This is a genomic window from Luteibacter sp. (assembly GCF_051958795.1).
Classification (GTDB): domain Bacteria; phylum Pseudomonadota; class Gammaproteobacteria; order Xanthomonadales; family Rhodanobacteraceae; genus Luteibacter.
This window is the reverse complement of the sequence record NZ_JBQCFT010000146.1, coordinates 1-10,739: the sequence shown is the minus strand read 5'-3', so window position 1 is coordinate 10,739 and position 10,739 is coordinate 1. Positions and strand designations below refer to the sequence as shown.

Genomic DNA, 10,739 nt, shown 5'->3' with positions numbered 1-10,739 from the left:
AGGTGGATCGCCTTGATCGGCTTGCCATTCGCGTCGTCGACGACGGACGCGATCTGCCCATCGGCGAGTGCGACGCGCAGGCGGTGGGCGAGCTCCCCGCCATCCGGGCCCGCGTAGCCACGCGAGTTGATGATGAAACGCGAGCCGTTCTTCGAATAACTGCCCTGGACCTTGCCGGCACCGTCGGCGGTGTAGCCCGCGAAGGTCAGTTCCAGTTCCAGCGCGGCCGGCGACATCGCCCTGCCCGGTTCCAGCAGCAACGGGCGTGCGTAGACTCGGGTTGGCACCGCGAACACCAGGTCGTTGAAACGATCCTGCAGGCGGGCGTTGAGGATCAGCGTGTACGGCAGCAGGAACCCGAACAGCAGGCCCATGACGAGCCAGAAGGGAATACGCAGCCACGGCCAGCTGGCGCGCAGGAGAGAACCGAGACGGTGCAGGAATGCCAACGCGGGAGGATCCTGGGGAAAGGGACGTCACCGGATGATAGGGGCACGATCCCGGCGGACATCTGAACGGAAAGAGGCAGGGCGATGGCTAGGGGGCGCCGCCCCAGGTGGTGGGGTCAGGTCGGAACGGACGTGGATGGACGTCCAGCACCGCTTCCAGCTCCGTATTGTCGGCGATCAGGTCGCTATCGAGTCGCTCCAGCGCACCGCGAAGATCCGGGCGGAAGTTCGCTGCAAGTGCGAGGGCCATCCGCGGTACCGGCGCGGGCAAGGTCGCCGAACCCGCACTCCGGCGGGCTCGGCGGAACATCTCGGCCACGCTGAGACGTTCGCCACCCCCGATGGGAAAGGTTTTGCCACGCGCCCGCGCGTTGGCCAGTGCAGCCACGAACGCCGCCGCGATGTCATCCGCATGGACCGGCTGGCGCAGGCCGTGGGCGGCGGGAATGGGAAACACCCGGCGCCGTATCGCGGCGCGGACGATGGGGGTGATGCTCTGGTCCATGCCGATGCCGTAGACCAGGGTCGGCCGGAACAGCGTCCAGGGCATCCCTCGCGATGCACAGGTCGCGATGAGCCGCGTCTCCGCGGCACGCAGGCGCGAGGCGAGTTCGCGCTCATGCGGCACCTGCGATTCACGCTTCGATTCCGCGCTCATCGACGACGTGGCGATGATGTGCGGCGTCCCCTCGAGCCGTGTGTTGGTCAGCCAGGTGGCGAGGTGATCCAGCGGCCCGGTCGACAGGATGGCAGTGACCGGTGGCATCGGCGGCATGGCGTCGGGGAGCCCTCCGCGCAGCCAGCGGCGGTCCCCCTCGGTTGCCGACCGGCTCAGGCCAATCCACGCGACATCCGCGGCTTCAAGTCGGGGTAGCAGGAAGCGACCGATCTGGCTGGTGGCGCCGATGACGAAAACCGTCATGCCCGGTCAGCGGCCCGTCGCAATCCGTTCGTAGGTGCTCTGCAGGCGCGGATCGTCGGGCGCGTAGCGGCGCGCGCGGTCCAGCGACTGGAAGGCACCCTGGCGGTCACCCTGTGCGGCGCGCTGCACGGCGTTATCAATCCATGCGCTGCCAAGCTTGTGGCGCAGGTCGCCCTGCGCGGCATCGCCCGGCGCAAGGTCCGAGAGCGTCGCGTAAAGGTCTTCCGCACGACGCACGTTCCCGTTCGCGACGGCCTGCTGCATCTGCGTCTCCACCTGGCCTGGCAGCCCCTGCAGGCCGGCACGCGCCGAGGCGTCGTTGCCGTCGATCGAAAGCGCGTTGCGGTAGAGGTCGTATGCGCTATCGCCCGGGGGGTCCATGATGTCGCCGCGCGCGGCCGCCTGCTGCGCACGACGGACCAGCGCGTTGACGCGGGCCTTCTGTTCGGGGCTCACCGCCATGGATGCTTCGGCCGGCGTGTCATCGCCCGCGACCGGCAGGCGATTGCCACCACTGGCGGAGGCCGCGGCCGTTGACTTACCGCCGCCCGCGATGCGTGCGCGTGCGGCGGCGAGTTCGGCCGACTTCGGCGCGAGCTTCGCCGCCTGGTCGAGCAGGCGATTGGCCTGGTCGTCATCTTCGCTGTCGATCGCCGCGTTGGCCTGGACGATCAGCGCCTGCGCGACCTGGCCGAGACCGGCCTTCGCATCGGCATTGTCCGGATCCGCCGCCAGCGCCGCGCGGAACCGGGCCAGGGCATTGTCATCACCTTCACCGGTGAACCGGCCGGCACGCATGGCCTCGTTTCCCTGCTGCACCAGCGTGGCCACCGCCTGGTCATCCTGCTTGCGGTTCTCCGCGAGCGCGGCGCGCAGCGACGGCAGGTCGCCGTAGCCGGGCACGAGGATCGCGATGCGGTCGACGATGGCGTTCGCCTTGGCGCGGTCGTTGTCGGAAATCGCCTGCCGGGCCTGCGCGGCGAGGCCGTCACCCACCTTGTCCAGGCCGCGTGCGGCCACGGCGTTGTTGCGGTCGGCGTCGAGCACGCGGCGGTAGAGCGGCCCCGCACCATCGTCGCCATCGAGCTTGCCCGCGGCCAGGGCCTGCTGGGCCCGCTCGACGAGGGAGTCGGTCTGCTGCTGCGGGTTCCGCGCCTGCGACAGGCGCTGTGAGAGCTGTTCGACGTCGTTGCCGCCGCCGAGCAGCTCACGCGCCACGTTGAGCGCGGCCTCGGCCTCGTCGAGGCGGCCGGCCGTCAGCGCCGCATCCGCCCGGCTGATCTCCGCCTGGCCCACGCGGCGCAGGCCATCGCGCGCCTGGTCGCTGTCCGGCTGCTGGTCACGCGCCTTCTCGAACAGTTCGCGTGCGCTATCGCCCTGCGTGCCGTCGAGCTTGCCGGCATCGAGCGCCGCATTGGCCTGGGACAGGGTGTCGTTGAGCTCGGTGCTTGGCACCAGGTTGCGCAGGCGATCCTGCTGCAGGTACAGCGCGGTCGCTACGCCGATGAGGGCGAGCACAAGGACCGGGATCAGCCAGCCGCGCTTGCGCGGCCCCTGCGGGGTACGCGAGCGCGGCGGCGGCATGGCCCCGCCCGGACGGCGTTCGTCGACGACGAGGTGCGGCAAGCCGTCGTCCACCGGCGGCGCCGGCTTGTCCAGGTCATCCAGGCGACCGAGCGTCGGCTCGGTGCGTTCGTGGGGGTCGCGGCGTCCGCTCATGGCCATGCATCGTCCATAGGAGCGGGCCAGCTTAACATTCGGGCGTGAACGGACGTTGTAGGCGCTTAAAGCTCGACGCGGATGCGGCTGGCCGCCCGCTTCGCTTTTTCCAGCGCCTCGTCCACCGTCGCCGCCCGGGCCAGCGTGACCGCCATGCGCCGGCGGCCGCGCACTTCCGGCTTGCCGAAGATCCGCAACATCGTGCCGGTCTCGGCCAGCGCCTCGGCGATGCCGTGGTAGGTCGGCGCATGGCCCTCCCCTTCCACCAGGACGGCGCAGGAGGCGGCAGGGGCGAACATGTGGATCTCCGGCACGGGCAAGCCGAGGATGGCGCGCGCATGCAGGGCGAACTCGGAAAGGTCCTGCGAGATGAGCGTGACCAGGCCGGTGTCGTGCGGGCGCGGGCTGACCTCGGAGAAAATCACTTCATCGCCGCGCACGAAGAACTCCACGCCGAACACACCCCAGCCGCCAAGGGCTGCGGTGATCGCATCGGCCTGGTGCTCCGCGGCCGCGCGCGCGGCATCGCTCATCGGCTGTGGCTGCCACGATACGCGGTCGTCGCCGTCTTCCTGGCGGTGGCCGATCGGCGCGCAGAACGACACGCCATCGCGGTGGCGCACGGTGAGCAAGGTGATCTCGTAGTCGAAATCGATGAAGCCTTCGACGATGACGCGCCCCTTGCCCGCGCGGCCACCGGACTGCGCGTAGTCCCATGCATGGCCCGCGTCGGCGGGCGTGCGCACCACGCTCTGGCCCTTGCCCGAGGAGCTCATCACGGGTTTCACGACGCACGGGGTGCCGAGCGCCGCGATCGCTTCATCGAAGGCTTCGCGCGTGTCGCAGAAGCGGTAAGGAGAGGTCGGAAGGCCGAGTTCTTCGGCGGCCAGCCGGCGGATACCTTCGCGATCCATCGTCAGCCAGGCAGCGTTCGCGGTGGGAATCACCTTCAGGCCCTCCTGCTCCATCGCGACCAGCGTCGGCGTGTGGATGGCCTCGATCTCGGGCACGACGAGGTTGGGCTTTTCCGCTTCGATAAGCGCGCGCAGCGCCGCGCCATCGAGCATGTCGATGACGTGGCTGCGGTGGGCGACCTGCATGGCCGGCGCGTTCGCGTAGCGATCCACCGCGACCACCTCCACGGCGAACCGCTGCAGCTCGATCGCGACCTCCTTCCCGAGTTCGCCCGAGCCGAGCAGGAGCACCTTGAGGGCGTTGTGGGTGCGGGGCGTGCCGAAGGTATGCATGGGTGGTCGGATCCGGTCGGGAGAGCCGCCATTCTAGCGGTCCGGGCCTCCTACGAATGGGGGGCTTGACTCGGGCGGTGAACGTGGTGTGATGCAGGTGTCCCCGACAATCCGGAAGTACGCCCATGAGACGCTCACGCGCTGTTCTCGCCGTACTGCTGTGCCTGGCCCCGGCGTGCGCGCTGGCCACGGAAACCTGGATGACCGTCATGCTGGACGGTCGCAAGGTCGGCAAGCTGAAAATCGAACGCGAGCCGGACCAGGACAAGGTCACGACGTCGCAGGTCCTGGATTTCCGCCTGACACGGATCAAAACCCCGTTGGCCATGCGTACCGAGGTTCGCTCGGTCGAGTCGTCCGGCGGCACCCCGCTCGCCTTCTACGCCAGATCTTCGATGTCCTCGCAGGAAAACTCCGTGCAGGGCGAGGTCCGCGACGACGGTGCGTTCCAGGTCGCGAACACGGTCGGGGGCCAGTCCAGGGTGAACCTGCTGATCTGGCCGACGGGCGCGGCGCTCGTCGAGGGCCAGCGGCTGAACATGGTCCGCAGGGGTTTCCGCCCCGGCACCACCTACCAGACCCGAAACTTCGATCCGGTGAAACAACAGGTCGCCACGGTCGATGTCGTCGTCGTGGGCGATGAAACCATCGACCTGCCGCAAGGGCGCGAGACGCTGCACCACCTGCGCCAGACCCTCGCCGGCTCGAAGAACACCCAATACGTCGACATCTGGGTGAATGACCATGGCGATGTTCGCCGGGGCATCGCCCCGCTCCTTGGTTTTCGCCTGGAAATGGCGGCCTGCGACGCCGCCTGCGCCAATGCACCGGACCAGGATGTCGACCTGCTGCGCGCGGCCATGGTGGGCGCGCCGCGCCCCATGGCGAACCTGAGGCTCGCACCGGTGCGCTACCTGATCAGCGTGCGCGGCAATCACCTCAATCCGTTCATCGAAACCGACGAGCAACATGTCCACGAGATGGGCGACGACCTCTACCAGGTCGATGTGGGCTTCGCCGTGCCGCGCAGTGACGAGCCCGGCCCGAGCCAGGAAGACACCGCGCCGAACCCGTGGGTGCAATCCGATGCGCCCGAGGTCATCGCGCTGGCGAAACGCGTGGTCGGCGACGCCACGAGCGACCTGCAACGCATGCGTCGCCTGCGCTCGTACATGTCGGATTACATCACCGAGAAGGGCCTTGATGTTGGCTATGCCTCGGCGCTCGAGACGATCAACAGCCGCCGCGGCGATTGCACGGAGCATGCGGTGCTGCTGACCGCGCTGGCCCGATCACTCGGCATCCCGACCCGCGTAGTCACCGGCATCGTGTACGTGGACCGTTTTGGTGGTGCCTCGCGTGTGTTCATCCCGCACGCGTGGACCCAGGCCTGGCTGGGCAACCGCTGGGTGAGCTTCGATTCGGCCGAACGCCGGTTCGACTCCACCCATATCGCCCTCGGTACCGGCAGCGGCGACCCCTGGCGCTTTTTCCGCTCCATGAGCGTGCTGGGCAACATCCGCATGGAGCGGGCCACGCCGGCGTCAGCACTCATGGACATGCCGCCGGCGGGCGGCGACTTTGGCGCCGCGGGCGGTTCCGGTGGAAAGGGCGCGGCAGGCGCCGATTGAATGACTGATATCAATTAGATATCATCGCCTCTACATCCCAAGGGGCCCATCGCCATGAACGAACGTCCTGCCGCGTCCCTGCCCGGCATTCCGTCGCTTGTCGTCCTTTTCCTGGCCGGCCTCGCGGCCGTCGCCTTCATTCTCAAGGGCGCCGACATGCACGGGCAGCCGATGATGCCGTTCGGCGGCGCCCTGTTCCTGGGGCTGCTGGCCTTCCTCGCCAAGGGGTTCTTCCAGGTCCAGCCGAACCAGGGCCAGGTGATGCAGTTGTTCGGCCGCTACAGCGGCACGGAGCGGCGCGAGGGCCTGCGCTGGACCAACCCGTTCTACTCGCGCCGCCCGGTGAGCCTGCGCGTGCGCAACTTCGAAAGCAGCCGGCTGAAGGTTAACGACAACGACGGCAATCCCATCGAGATCGCCGCCATCGTTGTCTGGCAGGTGGTGGATACCGCCGAAGCCGTGTTCTGCGTGAACGATTACGAGAACTTCGTGCAGATCCAGAGCGAATCGGCCTTGCGCCAGATGGCGCAGAGCTACGCTTACGACACCCACGATGATGGCCGCCCTTCCCTGCGCAGCCATGGCGATGAGGTGAACAACCACCTCGGCCGCGAAATCGAGGCTCGCCTGCAGAAGGCCGGCGTGCAGGTGGTCGAGGCGCGCATCAGCCACCTTGCGTACGCGCAGGAAATCGCCCAGGCGATGCTGCAGCGCCAGCAGGCCAGCGCCATCGTCGCCGCGCGCAACCGCATCGTTGAAGGTGCCGTCGGCATGGTCGCCATGGCTCTTGAGCAACTGCGTGAGCAAGGTGTGGTGGAACTGGATGAAGAGCGCAAGGCCGCCATGGTGTCCAACCTGCTGGTCGTGCTTTGCGGCGACCGCTCGACGCAGCCGGTGGTGAACACCGGGTCGCTGTATAGCTGACGCGTGGCGGCGGAGAAAAAAGCCTACCCGCTGCGCATCAGCGCAGCCGTCCTCGAGGCCATGCAGAAATGGTCCGACGACGAGTTGCGCTCGGTGAACGCGCAGATCGAATACGTGTTGCGCGATGCGCTACGGCGCTCGGGGCGGATGAAGGCCGGCAAGATCGAGCCGATTGAGGACCCCGAAGATTGACCCCCGGCACTTGTGGGAGCGCGCTTGCGCGCGATCGCGTAGGAGCCCACCCTGTGGGCGACGCCGTTCGCGAAAGAGCAACAGGCCTTGCGGCGGCATCGCGAAAGATGTCGCCCACAGGGTGGGCTCCTACGGAGATGTGGCTGCGATTTTTCTGAGCGCCATCGCCGCAGCGATCCAGCCGACGATGAAAGCCACGCCGCCGAGCGGCGTGATCACGCCGACCCAACGCGGCGCGCCCAGCGCCAGCGCGTACAGGCTCCCCGAGAACAGCAGGATACCCGCGCCGAACAACAGCAGCGCCGTATGGCGGGCGCGCCCCGCGGGTAGTCCGAGCACACCGGCGAACAGCGCCAGCGCATGCCAGAAGTGGTACTCGACGCCGGTGTGCCACGTCGCCAGCGCCGCATCATCGAGGTGGCCGCGCAGGGCATGGGCGCCGAAGGCACCAAACACCACGGCGCTGGCGCCCGCCAGGCCCGTGAGTAGCGCGGTGGTGGTACTGACAGGTTGTCGCATTCAGGCGTTTCCCAGGGGTAGCCATGCCGTGCACGCAACCGGGTGGCGTATGCTTCGGCGGATCGATCCCCGGAGTGTCGCATGAAGCCGTCCCCGTGCCGCCGGGCCTTCCTGGCCCTGCTCGCCCTCGCCGCCCTGCTCCCGCTTGCTGCCTGCCAGCGCGAACCGCAGCCGGAATGGCGGCTCAACGACGTCGCCGGTCACCTGCCGGATCTCGATTTCCGCCTCACCGACGATAACGGCAAGGCCGTCAACGGCGCCGACTACCGCGGCAAGGTCGCGATCATGTACTTCGGCTATACCCACTGCCCGGATGTGTGCCCACTCACGTTGACGCAGCTGCACGTGGTGCTGGATCGCCTGGGCGCGCCGGCGGACAAGGTGCGTATTCTCTTTGTCAGCGTGGATCCGGCTCGCGATACGCCTGAGGTCATGCACACCTACGTCAATGCGTTCGACAAACGCGCGGTCGGCCTCGTCGGTTCACAGGCGGATGTGGAAGCGCTGGCCAAGCGTTACCGCTCGGCCTTCACCCGCGAGCCGGACCGCGCGGACGGCAACTACGAAGTGAGCCACAGCTCGGCCATCTATATCTTCGACGCGAACGGCAAGGCCCGCCTGCTCGCCACGCCGTCGGCATCGCAGGACGATATCGTCCACGACCTGCATCTGCTCACCTCCCTGGAGCCCTGATCCCGTGAAGCCGTCCCTCTTCATCCTTTCCGCACTGCTCGCCATGGGTGCCGGCACCACGCAGGCCGCTGACAGCACCAGCGTGAAAGCCAGCGACGCATGGATCCGCGTGCTGCCGGGCAACCTGCCCGCCGGCGGCTACGTCACGCTGGAGAACACGGCTGGCACGGGCGTCGCGGTAACAGGCGCGGCCAGCGCCGACTACGGCGACGCCATGATCCACAAGAGCAGCACCGAGACCGGCATGGGCCGCATGGAGATGGTCGACAAGGTGCCGGTGCCTGCGAACGGAAAAGTCGCGTTCGCGCCAGGCGGCTACCACGTCATGCTGATGGAGCCGAAGCATGCGGTGAAGCCGGGTGACAAGGTCGTCGTGACGTTCACGCTGTCGGATGGAACGACCTTGCCGGTGACGTTTGTCGCGAAGCCGGCGAACGCTACGGGGCCCTGATCGGTAGGAGCCCACCCTGTGGGCGACGCCTTTCGCGGGAGAGCCGCAGGCCCTGTGCCGACATCGCGAAAGATGTCGCCCACAGGGTGGGCTCCTACTTTGTCAGGAACTCCGCCGGCACGTCGTGCGCGCCGATCTCCTCGCGGAACAGCTCCTGCACCTCGGCCGTCGCAGGCCCATCGTGCAACCACACCTCGAGCTGGTCGATCGCCGCGGCATCACCATAGGCCACGACTTCGACGCTGCCGTCGATCATGTTGCGCGCATGCCCGGTGAGCTTCAGCTTCACGGCCTGCTCGCGTGCGGAGGCGCGGAAGAACACGCCCTGCACCTTGCCCCTCACGATGAATCGCACGGCGTTCATCTCATTTCCCCCTGGCGATAGCCTCGTTGAGTTTCGCGGCGTCCACCGGCCCGATAAAGCGCTTGGCCACATGGCCGTCCGGTGCGATCAGGTACGTGGTCGGCAGGCCCTTCGGGCTGTCGAAGTCCTTGGGCGGTGCCATGACGTCGACCTGGGCGATCGGGTACACGACCGGGTGCTTGTCGACGAATGCCTTGATGTCCTTCGCGTCGGTGTCCTCGAACGCCAGGCCGATCGCGGTGACATCCTTGCGCGATTGCACGAATGCCGAGATATCCGGCATCTCCTTGATGCAGGGCACGCACCAGGTAGCCCAGTAATTCACCACGACCCACTTGCCGCGCTGCGCGGCCAGGTCGAACGGTTTGCCATCGAGCGTCTTGACCTTGAGCTCGGGCGTGGCGGTGGAGGCCATGGCGGGTACGGCGACAGCAAGCGCCAGGGCGGCGAACAGGCGGGGGATCATGCGGTGGCATCCTCGTTGGGGACGGTAGGAGGAGGGAATAGCTGGTCGAGCCGTGCACCCAGCGTGGCATCGAGCGCCGCGGCGAGCTGGTCGAGCAGCACCAGCAGGTCCGCCGGGAGCTGGATGTCCAGCCGCTCGACCTGCTCGCGTGGGTGCAGCGGAAGGCGGTATTGGGTGCAACGGTAAACCCGGAGAAGCTCGGTGGCATCGAGGCTGCGGCTCAGCATCCATCCACCGCTTTCGCAGCGCTGGATCATGTCGGCGCGCTGCAGGTCTTCGAAATAACACGCGATCGCGTTGCTGGGCAGGTAGGGCTCCAGGACGCGAACGGATGCCGGATCCACGCTTTCACCGCTGCGCTGCGCGGTGACGAAATGCTGCAGCACGACCAGCAGGCCGATGAACTCAGCGCCTTCGGGCAGGGCATCGTGCGGCCGCGTGTACTCGAACGCCGAGATCGATGCGGCGATGGAGGCACCGAGGATCACGATGATCCACGACAGGTAGATCCACAGCAGGAAGATCGGGATCGCGGCCAGAGCGCCGTAGATCTCCTCGTACGTCGGAGCATTACGGATGAACTCGGTAAAGCCCCAGCGGCCAATTTCGAACAGCACCGCGCCCAGCAGCGCGCCGATGGCCGCGTGCCGCCATGACACCCGCCGGTTCGGCACCATGGTGTACATGAGCACCAGCGTGATGAAGGTGATCACGAAGGGCAGCAGGTTCAGCAGACCGGCCTGGGTGGCGATCTGGTCGGCCGCGTCATGCAGCATGGGCAACGCGGTGAGGTAAGACGAGGCCACGAGGCCACCAACCACGAGGATGGGGCCGAGGGTCAGCGCGGCCCAGTACAGCAAGAGGCGCGAGCCCCAGCCGCGTGGCTTGCGCACACGCCAGATCCGGTTGAGGCGGTCCTCGATGCTCACCATCATCGACAGCGCACTGAACAGCATGACCAGGATCGAGATGCCAGTGAGCTGGCTCGCCTTGTCGGCGAACGCGAGCATGTACTCCTGGATCTTGATGCCGGTGGCCGGCACGAAATTCTGGAAGGCGTAATTGGCCAGGCTGCCGCGCCATTCGGCGAACACGGGGAACGCGGAAAGGATGGCGAATACGGCGACCGTGAGCGGCACGAGCGACACCAGCGTGGTGTACG

The 10,739-nt window shown here is 67.5% G+C and carries 12 protein-coding genes and 1 pseudogene; 5 read left to right on the top strand and 8 right to left on the bottom strand.

Annotation, left to right across the window (positions count from 1 at the left end; all coding sequences use genetic code 11):
- The 4 genes and pseudogenes from ACTHLF_RS07970 to purT form a co-directional block, all read right to left on the bottom strand.
- Window positions 1–449: pseudogene (locus ACTHLF_RS07970) on the bottom strand (penicillin-binding protein 1B); the annotation flags it as partial.
- An 88-nt stretch (window positions 450–537) separates the two neighbouring features.
- On the bottom strand, window positions 538–1,371 hold the full coding sequence (locus ACTHLF_RS07965; protein WP_440326382.1) for an SDR family oxidoreductase: 834 nt from the start codon (window positions 1,369–1,371) through the stop codon (window positions 538–540).
- A 6-nt stretch (window positions 1,372–1,377) separates the two neighbouring features.
- Window positions 1,378–3,090, bottom strand: a complete 1,713-nt coding sequence (locus ACTHLF_RS07960; protein ID WP_440326380.1) for a tetratricopeptide repeat protein — start codon at window positions 3,088–3,090, stop codon at window positions 1,378–1,380.
- A gap of 65 nt (window positions 3,091–3,155) precedes the next feature.
- Window positions 3,156–4,337: a formate-dependent phosphoribosylglycinamide formyltransferase gene (gene purT / locus ACTHLF_RS07955; RefSeq protein WP_440326378.1), complete on the bottom strand. Its 1,182-nt coding sequence runs from the start codon at window positions 4,335–4,337 to the stop codon at window positions 3,156–3,158.
- A 125-nt stretch (window positions 4,338–4,462) separates the two neighbouring features.
- Between purT and ACTHLF_RS07950 the strand changes: the two genes are divergently transcribed.
- From ACTHLF_RS07950 to ACTHLF_RS07940, 3 genes are read left to right on the top strand one after another with little or no spacing between them, the layout of a single operon-like run.
- Window positions 4,463–5,968: a transglutaminase-like domain-containing protein gene (locus tag ACTHLF_RS07950; RefSeq protein WP_440326377.1), complete on the top strand. Its 1,506-nt coding sequence runs from the start codon at window positions 4,463–4,465 to the stop codon at window positions 5,966–5,968.
- A 54-nt stretch (window positions 5,969–6,022) separates the two neighbouring features.
- Entirely contained in the window at window positions 6,023–6,892 is an 870-nt protein-coding gene (locus ACTHLF_RS07945) for an SPFH domain-containing protein (protein WP_440326375.1), read from the top strand.
- Between the two features lie 3 nt (window positions 6,893–6,895).
- Window positions 6,896–7,084, top strand: coding sequence for an Arc family DNA binding domain-containing protein (locus ACTHLF_RS07940; RefSeq protein WP_440326373.1), 189 nt, complete (start codon window positions 6,896–6,898; stop codon window positions 7,082–7,084).
- Between the two features lie 129 nt (window positions 7,085–7,213).
- On the opposite strand, the gene ACTHLF_RS07935 is transcribed toward ACTHLF_RS07940, so the two are convergent.
- Window positions 7,214–7,603, bottom strand: a complete 390-nt coding sequence (locus tag ACTHLF_RS07935) for a DUF423 domain-containing protein (protein ID WP_440326372.1) — start codon at window positions 7,601–7,603, stop codon at window positions 7,214–7,216.
- Window positions 7,604–7,684: 81 nt separating this feature from the next.
- Here ACTHLF_RS07935 and ACTHLF_RS07930 point away from each other — a divergent pair, with 81 nt between their 5' ends.
- On the top strand, window positions 7,685–8,296 hold the full coding sequence (locus tag ACTHLF_RS07930) for an SCO family protein (RefSeq protein ID WP_440326370.1): 612 nt from the start codon (window positions 7,685–7,687) through the stop codon (window positions 8,294–8,296).
- A 4-nt stretch (window positions 8,297–8,300) separates the two neighbouring features.
- Window positions 8,301–8,747, top strand: a complete 447-nt coding sequence (locus ACTHLF_RS07925; protein ID WP_440326368.1) for a copper chaperone PCu(A)C — start codon at window positions 8,301–8,303, stop codon at window positions 8,745–8,747.
- 94 nt (window positions 8,748–8,841) lie between these two features.
- Here ACTHLF_RS07925 and ACTHLF_RS07920 read toward each other — a convergent pair whose 3' ends face one another.
- The 3 genes from ACTHLF_RS07920 to ACTHLF_RS07910 form a co-directional block, all read right to left on the bottom strand.
- Window positions 8,842–9,111, bottom strand: coding sequence for an acylphosphatase (locus ACTHLF_RS07920; RefSeq protein WP_440326366.1), 270 nt, complete (start codon window positions 9,109–9,111; stop codon window positions 8,842–8,844).
- Between the two features lies 1 nt (window position 9,112).
- A complete protein-coding gene (locus ACTHLF_RS07915) occupies window positions 9,113–9,577 on the bottom strand; it encodes a TlpA family protein disulfide reductase (RefSeq protein WP_440326364.1) in 465 nt (154 codons plus the stop codon).
- Window positions 9,574–10,739: YihY family inner membrane protein (locus tag ACTHLF_RS07910; RefSeq protein WP_440326362.1), on the bottom strand; the 1,166-nt coding region annotated here is incomplete at its 5' end. The genes ACTHLF_RS07910 and ACTHLF_RS07915, both read right to left, overlap by 4 nt.